The sequence below is a fragment of the Desulfobacula toluolica Tol2 genome, from assembly GCF_000307105.1.
Taxonomy (GTDB): Bacteria; Desulfobacterota; Desulfobacteria; order Desulfobacterales; family Desulfobacteraceae; genus Desulfobacula; species Desulfobacula toluolica.
The window spans coordinates 630,070-654,721 of the sequence record NC_018645.1; the positions used below are offsets into that span (position 1 = coordinate 630,070).

Below are 24,652 nucleotides of genomic sequence, written 5' to 3' on the forward strand. Positions count from 1 at the left end.
AATATCGGATTTAATAACAACACTTATCACATGTAGCAAAAAAATATTTTAAAATCAAACTAATGAGAAAAGAATGTAGAAAAGAATGCATGCAAGAATGGTGGGTTTTTTTTGGATAAGCGCATTATATCGAGCCTGATTAGGATGAAATTTTGATTGACTTTCCATATTGAAAATGATCATATCGCAGAAAGTGGAAAAAGGAGACTTAAATTATAATAAGGTAGATATGACATGAGATTATTAACCCGTTCATATTTTGATGGATTAGGATGTGCAGCATTGCTCAAAGAAGACTTCTAATCCCTTGGAATCATGTCTCTTTTGTCCTTTTTTTCGGCATCTTGCTCTGCCATGACAGTTTTAAAAAATTCATACACAGACTTTCAATTTCTGCTGTGGGTAAATTTAAATACAATGCCAGATACCATTTAACAGGAGAAGTATTGTGAGAACAACACATCATTTTTTTTGTACTAAATGCAGATTGTTATTGGTTCTTGTTTTTGTTTTTGCCTTTATTCAGCCCTGTTCTGCAAATACGGCGGTGCATGTTCCAAAACTGCTTCAACCCTGGGTGGACTGGGTTCTGCATGATAAAGAAGAACAATTGAAATGTATTGCCCAATATAACGATGCTGATATTTATCAATGTGCCTGGCCGTCCGAGCTTGAGGTGGTGTTGAACGATCAGGGCGGACAATTCAGCCAGTCCTGGCTGGTACACCACGAAAGCTGGGTGACACTGCCGGGCAACAGCAGGTATTGGCCTCTGGATGTTAGAGTTGACGAAAAACCCCGGATTATTCTACAGAAGAACTATACGCCGAAAATTCAACTTCAACCTGGACTTCACATGATAACCGGGCGTTTCACCTGGAGTCGACTGCCGGAAAATCTTCAGATTCCAGCTCAGTCCGGCCTTGTTTCTTTGACCGTAAACAATGAAAATATCGGGTTTCCAAATCTTGATGCATCCGGCCGACTGTGGCTAAAAAGACTCCAGAATGAAGAAAAGATTGAAAATCGTCTTAAAATCGAGAGTTTCAGGCTGATAGAGGATTCAATCCCGTCTAAGGTTTTGCTCTATTTTACTCTTGATGTGGCTGGTTCTGCCCGGGAAATTACATTGGGTCCTCTTTATGCACCGGAAAATTTTACCCCTCTTTCATTAAAAAGCGCTCTTCCGGCCAGGCTTGAACACGACGGCCGGATGCTCATGCAGGTAAGACCCGGACAATACAGCGTGAGCGTAACACTTCGGCATGCAGGGTCCTTAACCGAATTTTCGTTTCATCCGCCTGATAATGGGTTCTGGCCCCAACAGGAGATATGGTCATTTCGTGCGCAACCAGATTTGAGACTTGTTGAGATTGGCGGGGTGCCGTCAATTGATCCGCTTCGGACATCCTTGCCCAAGGACTGGCATGAATATCCAGCCTACAGAGTGCTGCCCGGTGATTCCATGCGGTTTAAGCAAATCAAACGGGGTGACCCGAACCCGGCACCGGATCAGCTGACATTGAACCGGAGTCTCTGGCTGAGGTTTGACGGTTCAGGGTATTCGATCCAGGACCGGATCAACGGCCAGAAAAATACCAATTGGCGATTGGAAATCGACCCGGCCATCAAGCTTGGAAGGGTTGCTGTTGATGGAATCGAACAGTTTATTACCGCGCGCAAAGGATCTGATAAGGCAGGAATTGAACTTCGCAACGGGGTTTTAAATCTTACTGCCGACAGTGTGTATCAAGGAAAAATCACAAATCTTCCGGCCACAGGATGGGATCATGATTTTAAGCAGGCCAAAGGACGCTTGTTCCTGCCGCCGGGCTGGAAATTGCTGAATGCTGCCGGAATTGACAATATCCCCCGCACATGGGTTAAACGCTGGACCCTGCTGGATTTTTTCATTGTGCTTATTTTTACAATTGCACTGGCGAAACTTTTTTCAAAGCCTTTGGCCGGGGTTGCGTTTTTAACCCTGGTATTGATCTATCATGAACCAGGAGCCCCTCGTTATATCTGGCCAGCCCTGCTGATTGGTTTTGCATTGCTCAAATACCTGCCTGATGGAGCGTTTAAAAAGGCGGTTAAATTTTATCAGAGTGTCGCTGTTTTATGTTTTGTGATAATTGTAATTCCTTACTCAATTCATGCTCTCAGGATCGGTATGTATCCACAGCTGGCAAAGCCATGGACATCAATGACCGATTATGCTTTGCGTCAAAACGCATCTTCTTCTGTAGGCATGCAAAGGGATGCGCTACAGGAAATGCAAAGCGCACCCATGAACTCATACATGGACTCCAAGTCTGTCGGCAGGTCCGGCAAGGCCTTTGTCAAAAGAGATGAGGCGCGTTTGAAAACTTCAATTTCCGGTGCAGGGTCTTCCTATTACAGCACCCAGGTCATGCAGCATGATCCAAAAGCTCTTACCCAGACAGGGCCGGGGATGCCTAAATGGCTCCCTTTTGAGACTATTGATTTCAGTTGGTCCGGGCCGGTGACACGTGATCAGAGAGTCACATTTGCTCTTATCGGTCCTAAGACAAACCTGATTCTGGCGTTTGTGCGGGTTTTTCTCATTGTTTTTCTGGCGTTTGGCATGTTTGGAATCAGGTACAGGCCAGGGGAAGGAGTTGGTTTTACAGGAATGAAATCACTTAAGATATGTGCGTTTCTGGTGTTTTTTTTATTGAGCCCCCACCTTGCTCAAAGCACTGAAATTCCATCTCAGCAAATTCTCGATGAGCTGCAGGCAAGGCTTCTTGAAAAAAATGAATGTTATCCTGCCTGTTCTGATATGCCGGATGTCCATATAAACATCAGCTCCGATAGGCTTTCAATGGATATCAATGTGGATGCGCAACTGGATGCTTCCATACCGTTGCCAAGCCATGTGAAACACTGGCTGCCCAATCATGTGATGATTGACGGCAGTCCTGCCCAAGGCCTTTTGCGCAAGGAAAACGGTTTATGGATGCTGGTTCCGGCAGGCAGACATATGGTGACCTTGAGTGGTCCCATTCGAAAGCAGAATGTGCTGCAGCTTCCTCTTCCTCTAAGGCCCCATCATGTTACCGTTAACGCTGAGGGCTGGTCTGTAGAAGGGGTGCATCCTGATGGAAAGGTTGACGCCCAGTTGCAGTTCAAGCGGATTGTGGAACAAGATGAACAACAGACACAAAATTTGGAAACCGGTATTCTTCCGCCGTTTGTGCTGGTAGAACGAAATGTTTTGCTAGGTCTTGTCTGGAAAATCCAAACAAAGATTCAACGCCTGAGCCCGACAGGGTCAGCAGTTGTACTGGACATCCCGCTTTTGCCGGGAGAATCGGTGACAACAGAAGGGCTACGGGTTGAGGCTGGTGTTGCCAAAATCAACCTGGGTGCCGGCCAGGGGCATCTGAGCTGGGAATCCTTTTTGGAACCTGCTGATCAGCTTCAGCTTGAACATAAACAAACAACTGCCTGGACAGAAATCTGGAAGGTTGATGTCAGTCCCATATTTCACCTGGAGTATGAAGGCATTCCGGTGATCCTGCATAAAACCGGAACCCGCTGGTATCCCACATGGCACCCCTGGCCGGGAGAAACGGTCAGCCTGAATATTTCCCGGCCTGCCGGAGTTGAAGGGCAGACATTGACCATTGAAAAAAGTCATCTTGAACTGCGCCCGGGACAAAAAAACACAGCCGCTAAAATGCTGCTTTCCATTAAAAGCAGCCAGGGTGGGCAACATACTATTACTCTTCCTTTAACTGCCAAATTACAGGAAGTGAAAATCAAGGGAAAAATTCAGCCGGTCCGCCAGGAAGGCCGACGGGTAGCGCTTCCCATCATCCCGGGTCAACAGAACATTGAACTTAAGTGGGTTGAATCAAAAAGGTTGGCAATGAGATATCAGAGTTCTGATATTGATCTGGGCACCCAAAGTGTGAATGCAAGTGTTGACATTTATCTTCCGCGCAGCTGCTGGCCCTTGTTTATAGGGGGAGAACAGCTGGTCGGACCGGCGGTTCTCTTCTGGTCGGTCCTCATTATTATTGTACTGGTCGCTTTTGCTTTGTCTAAAACCGGCTGGACCCCGCTTAAGTTTTATCATTGGTTTCTGCTGGGCATTGGTATGTCTATGAGCCATCTGGCTGTCGCTGTTATGATTGTCAGCTGGCTGATCGTTTTAGACCGCAGAAAAAAAGCTGCCACACTTGAAGGCTTAAAGTTTAATTTCATGCAAACCGGAATAGTAATCCTCACTATTGCCGCCATGGGATCACTTGTTTTTGCCGTTTCCAGAGGATTGCTCGGTCATCCTGATATGAATATCATCGGCAACGGATCAAACAGCGGTCTTTTAAGATGGTATCAGGATGTGAGTGATCCAACGCTTCCAAAGGCATGGATATTTTCAATCCCCATGTTATTTTATCGCATCGCCATGCTGGCCTGGGCACTTTGGCTGTCATTCTGGCTTGTTGGGATTCTAAAATGGGGGTGGCAACAATTTACAACACCAAAGCTGTGGTGCAGCCTGCCACCCAGGATCAAAAGAAATAAAAGAATAAAAAAAGAAACTGAAACTGATTAAGATTAAGCGCCTGAGCAAAGTTTTTTTGCCGTTTAGCAGTGCTTTCAGGATGTTTGGATGAACACCTTTGCAATAGTCGTTTTTGAAGTTGTACATGGCATATTGTACATGGTAAGCACCTGGACTAAAATTTTATTCTCCAATTATTTTGACCAAAACCCGTTTTTTTCTTCTGCCGTCAAATTCACCATAAAAAATTTGTTCCCATGTACCAAAATCAAGTTTTCCTTGAGTGATTGCAACAACACTTTCTCTGCCCATGATCTGTCTTTTCATATGAGCGTCTGCATTGTCTTCACCAACATTATGCCTGTATTGGGATACCGGCTCATGGGGTGCTAATTTTTCAAGCCAGATATCATAATCATGGTGTAATCCTGATTCATTATCATTGATAAATACCGATGCTGTTATATGCATTGCATTAACAAGTACAAGTCCTTCGGTCACACCGCTTTCATTGATGCAGTCTTGAATGTCGGATGTGATATTGACAAAAGCCCGTCTGGTTGGAATTTCAAACCATAATTCTTTTCTGTATGTTTTCATAAATTACTCCAGTAGCAGTTAATTGAGTTGCAAGAATAAACCATATAAAAAATCATTTTTCAAGTTGGTTTGCTCACAAAAAAGAATGAGCGTGCTTAGCTGAGCTTGACGGCTGTTCCATACACCAACAATTCAGATGCAGTGCCAACAACACTGGTAGTCATATAGCGAACATTTATGACTGCATCAGCCTCCATTTCAGCGGCCTTGGCTGTCATCCTTTCTGTGGCGGTTGACCGGGCATTTCCCATCATTTCCGTGTATTCAATCAATTCGCCGCCAAGAATGAGCCTGACGATGGCGGACAGGTCTTTGCCAAGCCATATGGCAAAGACCGTTTGCCCCTGGACAAGCCCGAGAACCTCAGTTATTTTTCTATCGGGCAGTGTATCTGAGTTCAACAGCAGAACCCCTTGATTAGACTCAGCAGGCAATGTTTTTTCAACTGCTGCCATGTGAACCTTTTGCCGGGGTTATTAAAGCCCCTGATTAAAAATCTTTAAATTCATCATCAAAAGGGATGACCTGGTTCGGTCTGATTTCGTTTGTTTTTACTGCCGGCATTCTTTTTTGAGAAGCAAAAGCAGATTCAGCTTTGGAAACAAGGATACGGTTTTGTTGTAAAGAAAAATTTGAGGTGCGGTCTTTTGTCGTGCCGTTGACAAGCTGGACAAGCTCTCTTACATAGTCTTTGAGCTGTTCTGCCTGGGCGTTCATCTCTTCGGCTGCTGCTGCTGACTCTTCTGCATTGGCTGCATTCTGCTGGACCACTTTATCCATTTCCGAAATATTTATATTTACCTGTTCAATCCCATCAGACTGTTCTTTGGACGCCTGGGTAATTTCCGCAATCAGTTCTGCAACCTTGCCTGAGCTGTCTGTTACCCGACTGAAAGCATCGTTTGTGGTGGCAACTAATTCTGATCCTTCATTGACTTTTTTAACGGTCCCCTCAATCATATCAGCGGTGTTTTTTGCTGCATCAGCCGCTCTTATGGCAAGGTTTCTGACTTCATCTGCCACCACGGCAAAACCGGCACCTGCTTCTCCTGCACGGGCAGCTTCAACCGCAGCATTTAAAGCCAGAAGGTTTGTCTGGAAAGCGATCTCATCAATGGTTTTGATGATCTTTGAGGTTTCCAGGCTTGCTTTGGAAATATCTTCCATAGACAAAATCAGTTGTTTCATGGATTTGTTGGCCTTGGTTACCACCTGATTGGCATCCTTCATCAAATTATCCGCATGCCGTGCATTTTCAGCATTTTTCTTTGTCATGGAAGATATTTCTTCCATGGATGAAGACGTTTCTTCTATTGAAGCTGCCTGCTGTGACGATCCATCGGCAAGGGACTGGCTGGTGGAAGACACTTCGCTTGATGCATTGGTCACCTGTTCTGCTCCCTGATTCAACCCTTCACTGATACGGATGATGGGCAGAACAAGGTTTCTTGCAAACAAGAGTACTACAAAAATTGCGACACCAAGGAAGGTCCCTCCCACGATAAGGGTCATGTTTCTCATGGCAACAGATGTGGCCATTAATTCATGCTTGTCCTGGTTAACACCAATTGCCCAGCCTGTGATGGAAACCGGTGCAAAACCGACTACCTTATCCTCTCCTTGATAAGAATATTCATCTGTCCCGGTTTTTCCACTTAGCATCTGTAAAATAATGGATTCTACCTCTTTGATATTTTTTAAATTTTTTTCAAGAATAAACTCTTTTTTGGGATGAATAATTGTCATTCCCTTTTTGTCCACCATGAACGGATAGCCGGTTTTACCTATCTTCACCCGGGTAATTTTATCTGATAAAATATCCAGCTTGATTACTGCTCCAAAAATACCTGCAAATTGTCCTGATGTTGTTTTTAATGGAACCGCCACTATGACGATTGGTTTTCCAGTGACTTTTGATTTGTCAGGAGCGCCGATATTGGTCTTTCCTTGTTTGGCAGCTTGAAAATAATCCCTGTTAGTTAAGGATAATTTTTTGTCCCGAAGTACACCCCCCAAGTTGTCTGATACGGCAGTTCCATTTGCATCTGCCATGAAAAAAAATTCATAGGCGCTCCCAGTCTGCTTAAAAACGGTGGCAAAAAATTGATCCAGGGCCTTTAGATCTGTAAGGGCATTGTCACTTCCGTTTTCATGGACATTTTGTGCGGCAGCGATGACAAGTGGTTCAACTGCAAGGGATTTGGCAAGTTTGATTTCCTGTTCAAAAAAGAGATCCGTCATGGCGGCAAGATCCAGTGCAACCTGTTTTGCCCCGGATTTGCCGGTTTCCATCAGGGCCTTGGAAGCCTTGTTCACCGAGAAAAAACCAATGATGATTAAAGGGAAAAGAACAACAAGAATACCGCCGGTTATAAGTTTGAATTTAAGACTTTTTTTTTCCATTTTATTCCTTCTGGTTATCATTTGATTATAATTATTTGATTGCCACTCTTTTTCAGCCAAAGCTAATAAACGCTAAAACGATAACTCAGCCGGCTGACATATTCTTAATAAAAAGAATCCCAAATAGTTCAAATACAAAATTATTCAAATACAAAAAGAATGCCAAATGGTGTAAAAAAATGGTGTTGTAAAAAGTTCAATATCTATTTTACAACACGAATTGTTTTGTTGTTATAAATGGCTTTCAATACATTGGGTTATGCTTAAAGCATTTTATGAGCTGATTTTTTTGTCTTCATTAACAATAAGCATAGAGACAGATAGCAAAATTCATCTTTCAAACAAGAAAAGAATTTTGCTAGTTAGGGGAAAGAATTTTGCTAGTTCAAGACGGCGATCTCAAAATAAATGAGACCAAAAGGGGAGGGCAGGGTCAAATTGTTGAATATTCGGTCAGGTGATTTTGAAGAAATGTTCAAAATATCGGTACAGAGACTGAAAGTTTTGTCCAAAGAATCAAAGCTGCACTGGTTTGAGTTGATCCTATGAAAATTGAGATAAAAATGCTTCAGGTATGGTTGTAACTTTATTTTGAGTACGGTCAATGAACACAATACCTGTTTTTGCCAGTAGAACCAGGTTACCGGTTTTTGCGTTTGTTGCGCGATAAAATATATCACATCCATATTTATTAAAGTCACCGGTGCCTATTTCAAACTTCAATTTGTCGCCATAAAACGATTGTGACTTATAGGAAACTGCAAGGTCTGCGAGAATTAATCCTTTCCCGTCAATATCAGTTTCAGAAAAGCCGAAACGGCACAAAAATCGAACCCTTGCTTCATGCATCAGAGAGATAAGAGCATCATGTCCCACATGGTTGCCGTAATTCAGGTTTGATATCCTGATGGCAATTTCAGTTTCAAAAACAAATTTTTTTATCATGTCAATTTCAATGCGTGCCATAATCTTCCTTGTTAATCAATTTGTTTAATCTTTGTTTAAAGCTTTTCTGTATCTTAAAAGTTTCTTTTTTAGCCTTTTTTATCTGAAATTTCAATGGTATCATTCCGGCAACTCGTCAATGATATGAAAATGGAATGCTGATATGAAATTGATTGCAGATAATCTTAGAATTACAAAAACCGATGTCCAGGACGCGCTTAATGTCCGTGACCCAAGGCCTGTGCAGGATCTTGTCAAGCTATGTGCGGCAAAAATGGCCTTTGCCATTGATGTGAATACCGGACCTTTGGGCAAATCGCCTGAAGAGGGCATGGTGTTTTTTATTAAGGCGGTGGAGAGTGTAACAAACCTTCCTCTGCTCATTGACACCTCTAATCCTGCTGCAATGAGGGCAGGGGTTGAAGCTGCTCATAACCGGGTCATTATCAACGGATTTTCCCTTGAACCCCAAAAAATTGAGAAGATCTTACCTCTTGCACAAGAGCATGATGCGGATATTGTGGGATTTTTATTGTATCCTGACAGCCGGGTGCCCAAGGATGAGGCTGAGCGGTTTGAGGTCGCGCTTGAGCTGTTTGAACGGGCTGAAGCGGCCGGGGTGTCAAAAGAGCGGATCATTATTGATCCCATTGTGCCGCCTTTGGCATGGGAGGACGGGATTGTTCAGGCAAGATCGGTGCTGAATGTCATACGGACTTTGCCCGATCTTATGGGGTTCCCGGTTAGAACCATTGCCGGGGTTTCCAACCTTACCACGGGGGCAAAGGATAAAGCAAAAAAGAACCTTATGGAGCAAGCTTATGTGGCCATGCTGGCAGCGGCCGGCCTGGATTATGCCCTGCTGGATATATTGAACGGGGAAACTGTATTGGCTGCAAATGCTGCAGCCATTCTTGCCCGGGAAGATATTTTTTCCTGGGGCATGATTCCCGGTTAATTGAAAAATAAACATCAGGAAAAAATTATGAAAATCTTGAAAAAGCTGTTGATCATTATCCCTGTTGTCTGCGGGATTGCTTTGTTTGCCGTAATGAAAATGAATAAAAAAGCACCGGTCCGTCTTGAGAACAAAGAGAGGGTTCAGACCGTCCGGGTGATCCCTCTGGAAAAAATGCAAGTTATCCCGCGGATCACGGCCTATGGGTATGTTGAGGCAGACCGTACCTGGCAGGCAATTTCCGAGGTCAGCGGGAAAATTGTCAATGTGAACCAGAACCTGAAAAGAGGGTATTTTATAAAAAAAGGCGAGGTTTTGTTTAAAATTGACACCACCTCCTACGGCCTGGCAGAAACCCGGGGGGTGGCGGATCTGATGAACGTGGATGCAAGGCTCAAAGAGTTGGAGCAGTCCCGGAAAAACACGGAACGTCTTTTGGCCATTGAGAAAAAATCTCTTGCCAGTGCGGGCCAGGAGCTGAAACGCAAGCGCGGATTATTTGCAAATGAATATATCTCCGCGTCTGATCTTGAAAAGGAAGAAAGAACTTTTCTGGCCCACCAGACCACTGTTAACAACTTGCAGAATACCCTGGACCTGATCCCGTCGCAAAAAAAGGCGCTGCTGGCTCAGAAAAAATCGGGTGAATCCATGGTAACAGAACGCAGACTGGATGTTGCCAGGACTGAAATTCGGGCTCCTTTTGACTGCCGCCTGTCGGTTGTGAATATTGAACTTTACCAGTTTGCAGCCGCCGGAACCGTTCTGGTGGAAGCTGAAAGCGTTGACCGGGCGGAAATTCCTGTTTCCCTGACGCCAAAGAGTTTTATGACCCTTTTGCCCCGAAAATATGAGGGCACTGTTGGGCAGTTGCCGGATATGGAAACCATCCGACGGGCCATCGGCATTACCGCCAGGGTCAGACTTCCCCTGGACGGGCGGGAACCCATTGAGTGGGAAGGCATTTTTTCCAGGACAAGCGAATCCATGGATCTTAAGACCGGAGCCATTACCATCTATATCACTGTGGACAAACCTTATGAAAATGTGATTCCGGGCAAACGCCCGCCCCTGGTCACAAATATGTATGTGGAAGTTGAATTAAAAGGCAGATCCATGCCGGACCGGTTTGTAGTGCCCGGAAGTGCTATCCATGACAAAAAACTTTATATCTGTACCCCTGAAAATCGGCTTGAGATCCGGCCGGTGAACATTGAGTTTTATATGGCGGATGTGGCGGTTTTGTCGCAAGGACTTGAGGCTGGAGAGACGCTTGTGCTGGCGGATCTGGTGCCTGCAGTGGAAGGGATGCGGTTGAAACCTGTTTTGGCACAAGAGGTGGTGACGCTGTTGCAACAACAGGCCATTGGGGAGGCGATTCAGCGATGAAAGCATTTAAACAGGTTATCTCCTATTTTTGCGCCCATCCCACGGCATCCAATCTTTTGATGCTGCTGTTTATCGCCCTGGGTGCCGTATCAGTCACTGATTTGAAACGGGAAACTTTTCCTGATTTTTCAATCAATGCGGTTGAAATTTCGGTGGCCTATCCAGGTGCCACAGCAGATGATGTTGAATCCTCTGTGTGCAGGCGCATTGAAGATGCCATTGACAGTGTGAGCAATATTGCCGAGATCAAGAGTACGGCCATGGAAAATCGGGCTTCCGTTGTGGTGGAAATGGCGCAAGACAATGATATTATTGAGTTTTTTAATGATATCAAAACCGAAGTTGAGGCTGTCAATGATTTCCCGGTCGAAGTGGAAGATGTGATTGTAAAAAGGGTTAACCGGACAGATCCGGTTGTGTCTGTGGCTGTAACCGGACCCATGAGTCCATTGCATTTGAAATTTTATTGTGAAGATTTAAAAGACCGGCTAAAGCGCCTTGACCGGGTCTCTCAGGTGGAGATCCTGGGATTTTCAGACCATGAATTTTTAATTGAGATCCCTTTTTATAACATGATGCGGCTGGGTCTTTCCGTGTCGGACATCCAGGGTGCTGTGGCCGCCCAGAATGTGGATCTGCCGGCCGGAAGCCTGGAAACACGGGATTCGGATATTTTGATCCGGTTTTCAGAAGAAAGAAAAACTTTGCATGACCTGGAAAATCTCATTGTGGTATCTTCGAGAAGCGGTGCTGAAATTCGTCTGGGGGAGATTGCAAAAATTTTTGACAGGTTTATGGATGATGAGGATAAGATCCTGTTTGACGGAAAACGGGCCGGACTTCTTCAGATCAACAAGACCAAGTCTGAAGACGCCTTGAAAATAATGGATGAGGTGGCGGCCTTTCTGGAGGAAGAGCAGGCTCGTGCCCCGTCCGGGGTTTCTTTTTCTGTTACCCAGAACGTGTCCAAGATTGTCCGGGACCGCCTTCAAATGCTGATCAAGAACGCTGTGGTCGGTTTGATTCTCGTGTTTTTAGCCATGCTGCTTTTTTTTCCGTTTGGGTTTTCCTTCTGGGTGGCCATGGGACTGCCGGTTTCGTTTTTCCTGACCTTTTTCTTTATGAAGCACCTGGGGCTTTCCATCAACATGGTCTCCATGGTCGGGCTGCTCATCGGCCTGGGGCTGCTCATGGATGATGCCATTGTAATTGCCGAGAATATTTCCGCCCACCTTGACAAAGGTAAAACTATTTTTAACTCCACGGTGGACGGTATCTGTGAAGTTGCGGCAGGTGTGTTTTCCTCTTTTTTAACCACGGTGTTTATTTTTGGATCTTTAGCCTTGAGTATGGCAGGAGATATTGGAAAGGTTCTTTATGTCATTCCAGTGGTGTTGATCCTGACTCTTTGTGTGAGTCTTGTGGAAGCCTTTTTGATTCTTCCCCATCACCTGTCACATTCTCTTTCAAAGCGGGTGCCGGGCTTGCAGAAAAAAACATACCGCCAAAAGATGGACGACGGGGTCAACTGGCTGAAGGAAAAGTTTCTGGGGCGGATTGTTGATGCGGCAGTAAATTTCAGGTATCTGTTCATCGGACTTGTGATCTTTGTCTTTATTGCTTCTGTTGCCATGATTGCGGGCGGGCGTTTGAAAACCCAGGCTTTTCCGGATATCGAAGGGGATGTGCTGCAGGCAAGGGTTCTTTTTCCCCAGGGAACTCCCCTTGAAAGAACGCAATTTTATGTGGACCAGCTGGTTGCTGCGGCCCAAAAGATGAATGACCGGCTTGCTCCTTCCCAGCCGGGCAAGGCAGATCTGGTGGAGCATATCGGCGTATTGTACAACACCAATGTGGATGCAGGGGAAAAGGGCGCTCATGTGGCAACGATATCCCTGGATCTGTTGAGCGCTGAAAAAAGATTCAGTACCATGGATGATATTATCGGTCTGTGGCGAACCCTGGCAGGGGATATCCCGGATGCCATTGCCGTCGCGTTCAAGGAGCCTGTTATAGGGCCGGGTGGGCTTCCCATTGAAATCCGGCTTAAGGGAGATAGCCTGGATGAATTAAAACAGGCCTCCACACAGCTGATCAACTGGTTTTATGCTTATGAGGGCGTGTCGGATCTGTATGATGATCTTCGGCCAGGCAAACCTGAAATTCAGGTAAAACTTAAAAAAGGCGCTAAAATCAGGGGTTTTGATGCCCAAATCGTTTCAAAACAATTGAGAGCCGCTTTTTATGGTGCCACGGCAAGCGAAGTGATTGTGGGGGATGACTCCTATGAAGTCAATATTCGCATGGCAGGTGCCGACCGGAACAGTGTGTCCAGTCTTGAAAATTTTTATCTCATGGACGGCAAAGGCGAACGGGTTCCTTTGAACACAGTGGCATCCATTACCTACAGCCGGGGCTATTCCGGGATCAAGCGGGTGGATGCTGACCGGACGGTTACGATAACAGGGGATGTGGACACCCGGGTGGCCAATGCAGCCGATATCATAGCTGATACAAAGGCCAGGTTTCTGCCGCAATTGAAAAAACAATTTCCCAATATTATTATCGGGCTTGAGGGCCAGGAAAAGGAGATGAAAGCGTCAATGGGCGGTATGGTAAAGGCGCTTGGTATCGGTGTTTTCGGGGTGTTTTGTTTGTTGAGTTTTCAGTTCAGATCCTACCAGGAACCCCTGGTGATAATGATTACCATTCCATTTGCCTTTATCGGTGTTGTCTGGGGTCATATTCTCATGGGACTTGATATCAGCATGCCCAGCATTATGGGGTTTGTGTCCCTGGCCGGTATTGTGGTGAATGATTCCATCCTTCTGGTGGGGTTTATCAAACTGCATACCGCTTTGGGTAAATCCGTGGGTGAGGCGGGAAAATTGGCTTCAAGAGAGCGGTTCAGGGCGGTGATGCTGACATCGGTTACCACCATAGCCGGGCTTTTACCACTTCTTTCTGAACGATCTTTACAGGCCCAGATACTGATTCCACTGGCCTGCTCCATTGTGTTCGGACTTTTGATGTCAACGTTGCTGGTGCTGGTGGTGGTGCCCTGCCTTTACACCATTATGGCGGATTTTAACCTGGTGAAACCGGTCTCCCGCACTGATTTTGTCCAGATCACCGCGAAGGACTGAGTGAAACCAGACAGAAAATTGTTTACCGATATGAACGTCTCCAATGATTTGAGCTGTCGGAGCGATAAAGACCGTTGAATCAATTCAGGGCCTGGAATTTTTGTTATTCCGGATATAGAGGGGAGGAAACTCCTCGTTCCCCTTTTTGGAGCTTGATCATAAGATCGGCCACAAGGAATCCACTCAAAAAATTTAAAAATGACATTTAGGAAAAAAATCGGATTACCGGCAACGTAAAAAGAATGCAACCGGCGATCCAGGATAAATTCTGTTAATATGGGAACTATGAATACAAGTCACCGCTTTTTGGTGTCAGGTCAAACCAAAGACTGATACCATTATTGTTCTCTATGATAGTGAGATAATTTTCCATTTTTTTTTGCATAAAAATACGTTTTGTAGTAGTTATCACTTTGATCATCCAAATTAAAAAAAAATATCTTTTGGGAGCATAAGTGCAGTGGTTGATGAAATAATCAAAATTGAAAAATCCTTGGGGTTACCTTTTTTACAAGCTGTGCTGGAGAACTCATCAGCTTGTATAATTCTTGCAGAGGCATCATCAGGGAAAATTATTTACATTAATAATGCTGTTCGTATCTTTCGTGGAAAAACAGATGCACCATTAGATAATATCGCTTTGAAAGAATACGTCCTTTCATGGAAAGATTTGTTTCCTGATGGAACACCAATGAAAAATGAAGAAATGCCTCTTGCAAGGGCAATATTGAACGATGAAATTATTAGCAATGAAGAAGTCATAGTAGAGTTGGATAATGGAGAGTACCGCTGGGCTCTTGCTTCAGCTTCTCCCATAAAGGATGAGAATGGGACAACCGTTGCAGGAATTGTGTCATGGTTGGATATAACAGATTACAAAGAAAAACAGATAGAACTCCAAAAAACAAAAGATGAGATTAAAACTTTAAAAGGACTTATTCCAATCTGCTCATCCTGTAAAAAAATTCGTGATGATAAAGGAAATTGGAGTCAAATTGAGGAATATATACGGAGGCATTCAGAGGCCGAGTTTAGCCACGGTATATGTAAAGAATGTATTGTTAAACTCTATCCTGATTTAGATATCTATGGTAAATAATTAAGTGTTGATTATGTCTATAAATCCTGTCTTTTAGGCCTCTGAAGACTATAACGTGATAAGCTCGCTTTTGATAACCGGATTATTTTTTCAAATCCGGGAACCTTGTTCGGCAATCTTACTCTCAAAGCCCTGGAAAAAGATGATTATGTTTCTTCCATCCGGAACAAGCTTCTGGCCGAAGCCTTTTACCTGACCGGGGATATTGAAAAATATGGAACCGGGTTTATCCGTATCAGGAAAAAACTCAACGAATTAAAGACGGCGACCTGCAAAATCAGTGAGACCGGGGATTTTTTCAGGGTCGAATTATTGGATATACGGTCAGGCGACCTGGAAGGAGTTTCCAAAACGCCGGGGAAAACGCCGGGGAAAATGTCGGGGAAAACGCTGGTGCAGATACTGAAAATTTTATCCAGAGAACCACACCTGACGATTCCTGAAATTGTCAAAAAGATCCAAAAGTCCGACTCAGCCACTCAGAGGGCCATTCGAAAATTGTGTGAAGCAGGGTTTATTGACCGGGTCGGATCTGCTAAAGCAGGGTATTGGAAAGTTCTGGTGAGTCAATCTGAAATTGATGGAAACAAATAAGGATCATGTTTAGCTGAGCTTAACAGACAGTGCATCTAAGTTTAACCTTTACGCCATTCTATCGGATTTTAACCTGGTGAAACCGGAAAAATCATGATCCCATCAAATTATTTGATGGAAGATCTCGCGATCTGTGCCTCGTCAAAGGAGGCCATCTGGGTCATGATTTTACAGGCTGTCTCGGCCATGTCAATGGCAATTGCAGCTCCTGTGCCTTCTCCCAGCCGCATGTTGAAATCAATCAGGGGGACAAGGTCCATGTGGGAGAGTGCCGCTTTCTGGGACTGTTCCGCAGATTTGTGACCGGAGATAAGATAACCTCGGATGCTCGGGTTGATGGCATAGGCCACAAGTCCTGCCGCCGTTGAAATTACCCCGTCCAGAACCACTGCGGTTTTTTTGGAGGCAGCAGCCAGAATTGCCCCGGCAATGCCCGCGATTTCAAACCCGCCTATTTTTTGAAGGATCTCAAACCCGTTGGACGGATCAATGGTATGAAAGGCCAGAACCCGTTCAATGACTTCTGTTTTGTGGGCAAGACCCTTGTCGTCAATGCCGGTTCCCCTTCCCGTGGCCTGGGCTGGTGAAAGCCCGGTGATGACACAAATGATGGCGGAAGCAGGTGTGGTGTTGCCTATGCCCATTTCTCCGACGCCTACAATGTCAATGGGGTTTTGTTCATAGGCGTCAAGAAAGGTTGTCATGCCGTTTTCCAGGGCATGGATCACCTGTTGGCGTGTCATGGCATTTTCAATGGCAAAGTTTTTTGTTCCGTTGGCCACTTTTTTAATGATCAGTCCGGGATGGGGGGTAAATTCACGGATGACGCCCATGTCCACCACTTTCATCTCTATGCTGTGGTGACGGCACAACACATTGATGGCAGCACCGCCGTTTAAAAAGTTGTCCACCATCTGGGCTGTTACCTCGGAAGGATAGGCGGATACGCCTTCCTCGCAAATCCCGTGATCCCCGGCAAACACAAACAGATTTTTGCGCCTGATTTCAGGGTTCAGACTGTCCTGGATCAGGCTCATTTGGATGGCCAGATCTTCGATACGGCCCAGTGCGCCCAGGGGTTTTGTTTTTTCATCTATTTTGGCGGTGGCGGCTGCCAGCAGGTGGTTTGGCAGGGGGGTGATTTGTTCAATTACTTTTTTGCACAGGCTTTGGGGTGCAAGCTCATTGAGCCTTAAGTCCGGGGTATGGCTTTTTTGCGGGGTTTTAATGGTTGGCGAGTTTGATGCAAGGCTGAAATCAAGGATATATTTCAAGTGTTTTCCAGACAGCACCTCTGCCATGAGGTCCGGCGCTTTTTGCGGGGCAACAATGGCTTCTATCAGCAGATTCAGCTCTTTTTCATGGGCCTGCATGAACGGCACTGCTTTTTTCATATGAGCCCGTGTCATGCCGTAGACACCTGAGACCACAGCCTCCTTGTAATGAATCAGGTTGAGCAGGTTGGTTTCAATATGTTCATTTTTTGAAATTCCGCTGAAAAAGCAAATCTGTCCGGCTTTGCCCACCTTGGCAATGCCTTGGCAAAAGGCAATAAAATCCCCGCAGGTATTGATCACCAGTTCAAATTCGCTCTCATGGGTGTCTTTGTTGCAGGCAATGCCGGTGGCTGCAACAAAGGGGGCAATATGGGCTATTTTTGTTTCATTTTTTTCAAGGACTTGGGGCACAAGCCCCAGATGCCGGGCATAAAGCGCTGTGATCAGCCCCATGGTGCCGGACCCGTAGATCAGTATTCTGTCATTTTGCCTGACGGATAATTTTTCAAAGGCATTGATCACGCACCCGACAGGCTCTGCAAAACAGGCCGCATGGAAGGCCAGATCATCAGGGATGGGAATCAGGCTGTCTTTTGGCAGGACGGCATGGTCGGCAAATCCGCCGTCCGTATGGAACCCGGTGATTTTCATCTCCTGGCAAAGGTTTTCCCGGCCGGTTTGACAAAAGGTGCAGGTGCCACAGCTTTTTCCGGGCCAGACAACAAAGCGTTGACCGGTTTGATCCGCGACCACGATTTCATGCCCTAAAACCCTTGGCAGAACAAGATCCCTGTGGCCCTGTTCCCACATTTTGGCATCGGTACGGCAGATGGCACAGCAAAGGACACGGGTTTGGACATACCCTTTTTCAGGGGGGGGTGTCAGTTGTTCGGCAGGGTCGATTTCAAGTTTGCCAAGGCCGGTTAACACCATTTTCATGTTATAACTCCTCTTCCGTCAGAACGAGTTTTTTTATGCATACATTGTTAAATCCGTTTTCTTTGAGACATGATTCATGCTGCCGGACAAGGTCCATCTGCTCAAAAGTGAAGACGCTGGCTTTTTCAAGCTTGACCAACAGGTAATCGTCATCTTTGAACCGGATATAGTCTTTACCGGATTTGATAATCAAAAGTTCCATTTTATTATTCCCTTTTTATTGCATCAGTTTTATTGCGTCCGTTTTATTGCATTAGGCGGTGAAGTTTTTTTAGTCCTTTTTTGGGATCTGTATTCTGGGCTTTTACCCAGTTTTCCAGGGTTTCAAATGCTGTTCCTGCTTCCAGAAGTTTTGTTGCCTGTTGGATTCCATCTTCCACATCTTTGGCTTTTCTTGCAGCAAGGAAAATCAGGCCTGCATTGAGCAGTGCCGCGTCTTTCCTGGCACTGTTTTCCTGGTTGTTGATCAGGGCGGCAAAACGTTTTGATTCGGTTTCAATGTCTTGTTCAGGCGACAGTTCCGTATGGTTTTTCACGGCAAGGCCCAGTTTTTTAGGGTCAATGGTAAATTCGTTTGTTTTTTTATTTTCCTGGATTTGCGCGCAATGGGTGATTCCGCAGACCGAGGCTTCATCCATGCCCTTGTCTGAGTCTTCAATGGAACCGTGCAGAACAATGGCATTTTGATAGCCTATTTCCTGCATGACATCTGACACAGGCCGGATCATTTCCCTTGAATATACGCCCCTTACTCCGATGGACGGCAGGGCCGGGTTGGCAAGGGATGCGGCAATGTTAAGTGTGGACCCGAAATAGATTTGAGACAGGATGCGGCCCAATGCCATGGGGTGAATATGGGGGCTCATGCCGTTAAACAGGCCAAGACTTACGGTTTCAATGCTTTTGGCAACAATATCAGCCGTGCATTCCACATCAACACCCAGGGCCTCTGCCATGTCAACGGTTCCGCACACGGATGTGATGGCCCGGGCACCGTGCCTTGCCATGGGGATGCCGCCTGCAGCCGCAATAATGGAGGCGGCAGTGCTGATATTGAATGTTTTAAAGGTGTCCATTCCAGTGCCGCTGTTGTCAACGGTTTTGATCTCATGGTTTAATTTTACTTTGGTTGTGTCAAGATCATAAATGGCCTCCCAGGAACCTGCCACTTCTTCTTTGGTTTCGCCTTTGGCGGTCAACGCTGCCAGGAAAGCACCCTGGTGCATGTCGGTGACTGTATTGTTTAAAACACAAACAAACGCTTGTTTTGCCTCATTTCGGGTGAGATTTTTTTTTTGGATAAGGCGGGTGATAATTGTTCCGAATTCCCTGTTAATTGTCTGGGACATAATAGATCTCCTGAATAATCACTGATTAATAATCATAATTTTATTCAAAAGGATCTTGTTCCAGCAAAGAATCCTGTAAATCAGTATTAAGGCAGGCTTTCCGACTTACGGATCATCCTAATCACTGCGTCTTCCCCTTTTAAACAGAGTGACATATTGCAGTTTTTGTCCCCGATCACGGCAACGGCTGGCATGTGACGGATTTGCACCGTCTTTCCTTTTAACCTCGGGAAGGCCGTATCGGCAATCCCGGCACCTTGATACCTTAAAAAAGGTTATACCTTTCCGGGCGTTATTTTGTCAATCCATAAAAGACCCCCGGCCATCACGGCCGGGGGTTGAACTGTGTCAGTTACAGCAGTCTTGGCATACCATTTGGCCGTCCACATCTTTCAGCTTGGATTTCATGACCGGTTCTTTGCAGCGCGAACAAGGTTCGGAAGGTTCAATGCGCGCCTTTTGCGGCAGTTCCATGGAGGTTTCTCTGATTGTAAACAGTTCTTGGTCCGGGGTTTCCAGAATCGACATGCTTTTTTGAAGATGAAGTTCCTGGAACTGTTCCTGCTCGGTATCAGTCAATTTTCCATCAATCATTTTCCGGATCAGTTCCATGTGTTCCGGGGCAAGCCCGCTTGTGCCCGCTTTTACCGCGACCCGGACGCCTTTGCCTGAGTTGCGGCTGAGCAGGGTCAGTACCATTTTTCCGTAATCCTTGTGAATAAAATTTCCCTTTCCAAAGGTGCAACCTGTCAGAACCTGTACCGCGTCAGCTGAACAGGCGTTTGTTTCGACAATGGCGATGATTTCTTCATCTTCGGATCGGTTTTCTTTAAGCCATGCCATACCTGCTTTGGCTGCCTTATAGCCGATGGACACCCCTGGACAGACATGTCCGTGAAATGACACGCATTGCTTAAAATCATTGCTGTTCATGATTTCCTGTACGTTCATAATTTTTTTTCCTTTGTTGCTTTAGCGTTTTAAACAAAAAAAAAGGCCACAAAGATTCATCCCTGTCTTAAAACAGGCTGACCTTCGTGGCCTTTTATTATATTACGTTATGCTGCAACCGCCATTGTGACGGTAAATTTCTTGTTTCCAGCGTTGTCGCCGGCATGGCACACGGCTTCTGCCGTAATTATTATTAATGACAACTCATAGTGGATGGTTTTCAGGAAGTCAAGGGTTTTGTTTTTTCCAAATCCACTGATTTGCCTTTGGACAGGTCTTAAAAAAATATGCGGTGGATTTGGGACTGCAGCAGTGATTGATTTTTTGTACAGCTTGTATTAAAATTGCTGAATTATTCTATTGCGATTGCTGATAAATTTAGCATATGACCTTATTGGTTCGGTGCGTTGGAATGTTAACCTGTGAGTACGGAGTTGGAACAGATGGATCATGAACTGCACAAGCTTCAAATAGCATGTGCTTATCTTTTTTCTCCCATCCATGCAAGGGATAATGCTTTTATTGTCAGTCTCGACCGCAACATGATTAAAAAAGCATTCAGGGAAAAAGCAAAGCTGTACCATCCGGATCTTCATGGCAATGAAACAGAAGAAATGATCCTGAAAAGAAAAGAACGTTTCATCAAAATAAAAAAATCTTATGAGTATCTGTCGCAAAGAGTCCATGATGACAGGCCTACAGATGTAAAACAGCCGGAGAATAAACCTCAAAAGCGACCGGTTGTTATTGCTGTAGGCGGAGCAAAGGGCGGTATAGGAAAAAGTCTGGTCACAGCCAATCTGAGCGTTTCCCTGTCCAACAAAGGACTGAAAACAGTTGCCGTGGATCTGGATCTGGGAGGGGCTAATCTGCACCTGTATCTTGGCAAAACCCGTATAAAAAAGAATATCAATGATTTTTTTGATAAAAAAGAGCTTGCCATCTCAGATATCATGGAAAAAACTGATTTCGGCCCTTACCTGATCGGCGGTGACAGCGGCAGGCTGGGAGCCGGTAATATTCCGTTTGCCCGAAAACTCAAATTGTTGAAAGCGATAAAAACAATTGATGCCGATTGTGTTGTCATTGATTTGGGAGGTGATACCTCCTATAATATGCTTGATTTTTTTCTTGCAGCAGATCAGGGTGTTGTGATGACAACATGCGATCCTGCCTCATATCTGGACGCCTATACATTCATCAAAGTGGCTTTATATCGAAAACTGAATCGTTTGTTTGGGCCAGAGTCGGATTATTCAGGAGAAACAACCGGTGTTTTAAAAAATCTTATCCAGGACATGACCCTGCCTCAAAATGGGAGAGGGGTATCAGACATGAATGTTTTCAGGGCAAAAATCAAACAGGAATGTCCGTCAGGACTGGGTATTGTTAATCAGGCCATCTCAGGTTTTTTCCCCCACATCATTGTAAACAAGACAAATGATGCAAATGCAGCCCTTGAACCTGTAAAAAGGATTCAACAGGTGGCAAAGCAGAACCTCACCATTGATGTAAACCATCTTTGCAACCTGCCGTTTATGACCGACATTGAGAGAAGCGCCAGAACTCTTGTTCCATGGGTTTCCACAGACAGTAACGGCAGTTTTGCCCTTTTGCTGGACGGACTATCAAAGACTCTCCTGAGCAATATCATCCTTTAAAATATATATAAAGCATATCTTATTTTCCAAGCTCCTGAACTTGATTGCAGAAGAGGCTGCCATATTTGAGTTAAGGTGCTTGATTTTTTTATTTTCTGCAACTTCAAATAAATTCATAACCATTCCCAATAAATTCTTTTTCTAATTGCAATTGGCTCAAACTCTTTTTAAGATGTTTTTGGTTATTATAAGTCTCTTTAAGCTGCAATATTTTTAATATTGGTGAATATATTGACAAATACAAACCAATAATATAACTATTAGGCTATTTTTAGCTGTGAGGACGGGAGGCTGAAATTTCCTTGAATACAAACAAGATAAAGGAATAATAAAATGAAAATTTCAAAAAAAATAAAATTGGGATTCTTATTGATTTTATTTGTTTTAATTCTGGCTGGAATCTGCCAAGCAGATACCTGCAAAGCAACCTATGGAAATGGAATTCTTTCAGTTAAATTGGCTACCGGCAGTCCTGGTGAACTGGGTTTGCTAAAAGAGCTTGCCGAAGTATTTAACAGAGAACACAACACATCCATGTGCTGGATAAAGGCAGGGTCGGGTAAATCTTTAGAGCTTCTCAAAAATAAAAAAGTGGATATTGCTATGGTTCATGCGCCTGCTGCTGAAAAACAGGCTGTTAAAGACGGCTGGGCCATTAAAAGAGTTCTTATCGGATCTAATGAGTTTTATATAGTTGGTCCCAAAAGTGATCCGGCAGGCATTGCATATGCAAAAAGTGCTGCTGATGCCTATGCCAGGATTGCAAAAAGCCAATCAAACTTCCTTTCTCGAGGTGATAATTCCGGGACCAACAAAAAGGAACTTGCCATCTGGAAAAAAGCCTGCATTGATCCTGAAGGGGACTGGTATGAAGGCAATTGGTATATTATCACAAAAACATTTATGATGGCCACTTTGAAAAAAGCGGATCAGATAAACGGGTATTTTATGACAGATTCATCAACCTGGGTGGCTGGTAAAAAAGATATTAAAAATTTGAAAGTTTTGTTTAAAGGAGATCCTGTTTTAATCAATACTTACCATGGCCTTTGCCAGCCCGTCGGGAATGGCAAGTCTCAAGAATTTGCTTCAAAATTTATTGATTTTATTGCGTCAAAACAAGGTCAGAAAATTGTTGGTGAATACGGGAAAGGCTTATATGGGGAAGCTATGTACAATGATGCAGAATATGCCAAACAATACAACCATTAAAAGGAGACTTATAGTGAGTAAACTCAGAAAATTCCCGGACAATGTTATACCGGTTAATTTTAATAGAAAAAGCACTGCCCTGCCGGACAGGAAAACATTGTCTTCAAATCCATTTGCCATGTTTGTGGATGAAAATTCTTTAAATCCCGATGAATTCAGCAAAGCACTGTTAGCATCTGTTAAAACGCATGATGATTTGGTTTTTGAAATTGAAAAAGAGAATCAAAACAGATAAATCTCATAGCGCTTAACCTTGATTTTTATACAGCAATCTTCCTTTTAAATGGGGCAGTCCCTGGTGTTTGTCTCTGAGTTCAAAATGAACAATAGGCGGATGGCCTTGTGTATGGTTTTGGCGGTCATACCCCAGAATAGTTGTTGCGGGCAGGAAAATCGGCAGTTTGAAAGCCGCTTCAATCATGGCGGCATCCTGAATGCCAAATTCCCTGTCAAGGCTTGCTGTAACCCTTGCTAAGCTCCACATGCCATGGGCAATGGCTCTTTTGAATCCAAAAAGTTTTGCAGGTAACGTGTGGAGGTGATGGGGATTGTAATCCCCTGAGACGGCTGCATATTTTCTGCCGGTTTCTGACGGCACAAAAATGGTCTCTTTTTTGGCTAAAAAGATGTCACTTTTTTTCTTTGATGGTTTTTTCTTGTTTACACGGTTTTTGGTTAAAAAAGTTGAGACACCCTGCCATACAAGAGTTTTGCCTGACATCACTTCCAGAGTAAAATCGGTTTCAATGCCTTTTGGAGTTTTTCTAACACCTGAAAGGATGCAGGCAAGATCAAGAATTTCATTGGTTGTCACAGCTCTTTTTTGTTCAAAAGACTGAAAAATATGGATCAGCCCCAATGGATTAACCGGAAAAAAACAAGAGGTGATAAACCTGCCTATAAGCCCGATAAAAAGTGTCTGAAAATAGGATATGGGTATGATATCAATCCTGTTGTCCTCTGAAAATGCACAGATTTTTCTATACTGTTTGATTCGCTGTTTATCAGGCAAATAATTTTTCAGGATCATCCGGGTGGTTTTCATAATCGCATTATCTGCAATCGTATTGGTGCGAAAAGGAGAAATCAACACGGCCTTGAGAAAAATAAAACCCATTTGGCTTTTAAAGGAAGGGTTCTTTTTTATCTCAAAAATGGTTTCATACCCGGTCAGTGGAATGTCTATAATTGGCGGATTATTTTTCATAGGGTTTTTAATTTATCCTTGCTCAGGGGGAAGTCAATAATGACTTTCATGTTTTGTTGTGTGCAAACCAATGTGACCTGATTATAGCATAAAATGGCCATATCTGACCGTGGCTGTTTAATAAAAAAGTGTTATTTGATCATGAAAAGTGTTATTTTAATTAAAGATTAATTTGGTTTTTAAATCAAAAAAAGCCTTAATCCAGCGAAAAAAAATATTTATAGTCTGACAAACCGATCCTCTATGAAATGAAATTTGTTACCATTGTATCTTGTACTGCTCTTACGACCGGGATGCAAACGATAAAGATCCAAACAGTGACTTTCAACCTTTGTTGTTGGCAAATCAAGGTGGCACAAGCCTATGCCCGAAAGTTGAATTT

Annotated in this window: 18 protein-coding genes and 1 riboswitch; of the genes, 9 read left to right on the forward strand and 9 right to left on the reverse strand. The window is 44.3% G+C overall.

Annotated features, from left to right (window positions below):
- Positions 1-448: 448 nt before the first annotated feature.
- A complete protein-coding gene (locus tag TOL2_RS02885) occupies positions 449-4,591 on the forward strand; it encodes a hypothetical protein (RefSeq protein ID WP_148278035.1) in 4,143 nt (1,380 codons plus the stop codon).
- Between the two features lie 132 nt (positions 4,592-4,723).
- Here TOL2_RS02885 and TOL2_RS02890 read toward each other — a convergent pair whose 3' ends face one another.
- From TOL2_RS02890 to TOL2_RS02905, 4 genes are all read right to left on the reverse strand, one after another.
- Positions 4,724-5,140, reverse strand: coding sequence for a secondary thiamine-phosphate synthase enzyme YjbQ (locus tag TOL2_RS02890; RefSeq protein ID WP_014956051.1), 417 nt, complete (start codon positions 5,138-5,140; stop codon positions 4,724-4,726).
- A gap of 95 nt (positions 5,141-5,235) precedes the next feature.
- Complete coding sequence (locus TOL2_RS02895) at positions 5,236-5,595, reverse strand: YbjQ family protein (protein ID WP_014956052.1); 360 nt, start codon at positions 5,593-5,595, stop codon at positions 5,236-5,238.
- A 34-nt stretch (positions 5,596-5,629) separates the two neighbouring features.
- Positions 5,630-7,543: a methyl-accepting chemotaxis protein gene (locus TOL2_RS02900; protein ID WP_014956053.1), complete on the reverse strand. Its 1,914-nt coding sequence runs from the start codon at positions 7,541-7,543 to the stop codon at positions 5,630-5,632.
- A 543-nt stretch (positions 7,544-8,086) separates the two neighbouring features.
- Positions 8,087-8,509: an acyl-CoA thioesterase gene (locus TOL2_RS02905; RefSeq protein ID WP_041279217.1), complete on the reverse strand. Its 423-nt coding sequence runs from the start codon at positions 8,507-8,509 to the stop codon at positions 8,087-8,089.
- Positions 8,510-8,651: 142 nt separating this feature from the next.
- Between TOL2_RS02905 and TOL2_RS02910 the strand changes: the two genes are divergently transcribed.
- From TOL2_RS02910 to TOL2_RS02930, 5 genes are all read left to right on the forward strand, one after another.
- On the forward strand, positions 8,652-9,446 hold the full coding sequence (locus tag TOL2_RS02910) for a dihydropteroate synthase (protein WP_014956055.1): 795 nt from the start codon (positions 8,652-8,654) through the stop codon (positions 9,444-9,446).
- A 27-nt stretch (positions 9,447-9,473) separates the two neighbouring features.
- Positions 9,474-10,835 (forward strand): efflux RND transporter periplasmic adaptor subunit, encoded by a 1,362-nt coding sequence (locus TOL2_RS02915; RefSeq protein WP_014956056.1) that lies wholly within the window; start codon positions 9,474-9,476, stop codon positions 10,833-10,835.
- Positions 10,832-13,981, forward strand: a complete 3,150-nt coding sequence (locus TOL2_RS02920; RefSeq protein WP_014956057.1) for an efflux RND transporter permease subunit — start codon at positions 10,832-10,834, stop codon at positions 13,979-13,981. The genes TOL2_RS02915 and TOL2_RS02920 overlap by 4 nt, the downstream gene beginning before the upstream one ends.
- 460 nt (positions 13,982-14,441) lie before the next feature.
- Positions 14,442-15,080, forward strand: coding sequence for a PAS domain-containing protein (locus tag TOL2_RS23365; protein ID WP_014956058.1), 639 nt, complete (start codon positions 14,442-14,444; stop codon positions 15,078-15,080).
- A gap of 81 nt (positions 15,081-15,161) precedes the next feature.
- The gene (locus TOL2_RS02930; RefSeq protein ID WP_269764199.1) at positions 15,162-15,674 is read left to right on the forward strand and encodes an ATP-binding protein; all 513 of its coding nucleotides are present in this window, start codon (positions 15,162-15,164) and stop codon (positions 15,672-15,674) included.
- A gap of 107 nt (positions 15,675-15,781) precedes the next feature.
- Here TOL2_RS02930 and cobT read toward each other — a convergent pair whose 3' ends face one another.
- The 4 genes from cobT to TOL2_RS02950 form a co-directional block, all read right to left on the reverse strand.
- Positions 15,782-17,890: a nicotinate-nucleotide--dimethylbenzimidazole phosphoribosyltransferase gene (cobT, locus tag TOL2_RS23370; protein WP_014956060.1), complete on the reverse strand. Its 2,109-nt coding sequence runs from the start codon at positions 17,888-17,890 to the stop codon at positions 15,782-15,784.
- Position 17,891: 1 nt separating this feature from the next.
- The gene (locus TOL2_RS02940; RefSeq protein ID WP_041279218.1) at positions 17,892-18,092 is read right to left on the reverse strand and encodes a hypothetical protein; all 201 of its coding nucleotides are present in this window, start codon (positions 18,090-18,092) and stop codon (positions 17,892-17,894) included.
- A 43-nt stretch (positions 18,093-18,135) separates the two neighbouring features.
- Complete coding sequence (gene trpD / locus TOL2_RS02945; RefSeq protein ID WP_014956061.1) at positions 18,136-19,239, reverse strand: anthranilate phosphoribosyltransferase; 1,104 nt, start codon at positions 19,237-19,239, stop codon at positions 18,136-18,138.
- 73 nt (positions 19,240-19,312) lie between these two features.
- A riboswitch (cobalamin riboswitch) is annotated at positions 19,313-19,514 on the reverse strand.
- Positions 19,515-19,587: 73 nt separating this feature from the next.
- Positions 19,588-20,190, reverse strand: coding sequence for an FmdE family protein (locus TOL2_RS02950; RefSeq protein ID WP_014956062.1), 603 nt, complete (start codon positions 20,188-20,190; stop codon positions 19,588-19,590).
- Positions 20,191-20,612: 422 nt separating this feature from the next.
- Between TOL2_RS02950 and TOL2_RS23375 the strand changes: the two genes are divergently transcribed.
- From TOL2_RS23375 to TOL2_RS02965, 3 genes are all read left to right on the forward strand, one after another.
- A complete protein-coding gene (locus tag TOL2_RS23375; protein WP_148278036.1) occupies positions 20,613-21,851 on the forward strand; it encodes a nucleotide-binding protein in 1,239 nt (412 codons plus the stop codon).
- 333 nt (positions 21,852-22,184) lie between these two features.
- Positions 22,185-23,063, forward strand: coding sequence for a substrate-binding domain-containing protein (locus TOL2_RS02960; RefSeq protein ID WP_014956064.1), 879 nt, complete (start codon positions 22,185-22,187; stop codon positions 23,061-23,063).
- A 13-nt stretch (positions 23,064-23,076) separates the two neighbouring features.
- Positions 23,077-23,298 (forward strand): hypothetical protein, encoded by a 222-nt coding sequence (locus TOL2_RS02965; protein WP_014956065.1) that lies wholly within the window; start codon positions 23,077-23,079, stop codon positions 23,296-23,298.
- Positions 23,299-23,310: 12 nt separating this feature from the next.
- On the opposite strand, the gene TOL2_RS23380 is transcribed toward TOL2_RS02965, so the two are convergent.
- Positions 23,311-24,270, reverse strand: a complete 960-nt coding sequence (locus TOL2_RS23380; RefSeq protein WP_014956066.1) for a MaoC family dehydratase — start codon at positions 24,268-24,270, stop codon at positions 23,311-23,313.
- Between the last annotated feature and the right edge of the window lie 382 nt (positions 24,271-24,652).

Excerpts from the sequence above, each read along its gene's own strand:
- TOL2_RS02890 (WP_014956051.1), bottom strand. The coding sequence starts at position 5,140 with ATGAAAACATACAGAAAAGAATTATGGTTTGAAATTCCAACCAGACGG.
- TOL2_RS02895 (WP_014956052.1), bottom strand. The coding sequence starts at position 5,595 with ATGGCAGCAGTTGAAAAAACATTGCCTGCTGAGTCTAATCAAGGGGTT.
- TOL2_RS02900 (WP_014956053.1), bottom strand. The coding sequence starts at position 7,543 with ATGGAAAAAAAAAGTCTTAAATTCAAACTTATAACCGGCGGTATTCTT.
- TOL2_RS02905 (WP_041279217.1), bottom strand. The coding sequence starts at position 8,509 with ATGGCACGCATTGAAATTGACATGATAAAAAAATTTGTTTTTGAAACT.
- TOL2_RS02910 (WP_014956055.1), top strand. The coding sequence starts at position 8,652 with ATGAAATTGATTGCAGATAATCTTAGAATTACAAAAACCGATGTCCAG.
- TOL2_RS02915 (WP_014956056.1), top strand. The coding sequence starts at position 9,474 with ATGAAAATCTTGAAAAAGCTGTTGATCATTATCCCTGTTGTCTGCGGG.
- TOL2_RS02920 (WP_014956057.1), top strand. The coding sequence starts at position 10,832 with ATGAAAGCATTTAAACAGGTTATCTCCTATTTTTGCGCCCATCCCACG.
- cobT (WP_014956060.1), bottom strand. The coding sequence starts at position 17,890 with ATGAAAATGGTGTTAACCGGCCTTGGCAAACTTGAAATCGACCCTGCC.
- TOL2_RS02940 (WP_041279218.1), bottom strand. The coding sequence starts at position 18,092 with ATGGAACTTTTGATTATCAAATCCGGTAAAGACTATATCCGGTTCAAA.
- trpD (WP_014956061.1), bottom strand. The coding sequence starts at position 19,239 with ATGTCCCAGACAATTAACAGGGAATTCGGAACAATTATCACCCGCCTT.
- TOL2_RS02950 (WP_014956062.1), bottom strand. The coding sequence starts at position 20,190 with ATGAACGTACAGGAAATCATGAACAGCAATGATTTTAAGCAATGCGTG.
- TOL2_RS02960 (WP_014956064.1), top strand. The coding sequence starts at position 22,185 with ATGAAAATTTCAAAAAAAATAAAATTGGGATTCTTATTGATTTTATTT.
- TOL2_RS23380 (WP_014956066.1), bottom strand. The coding sequence starts at position 24,270 with ATGAAAAATAATCCGCCAATTATAGACATTCCACTGACCGGGTATGAA.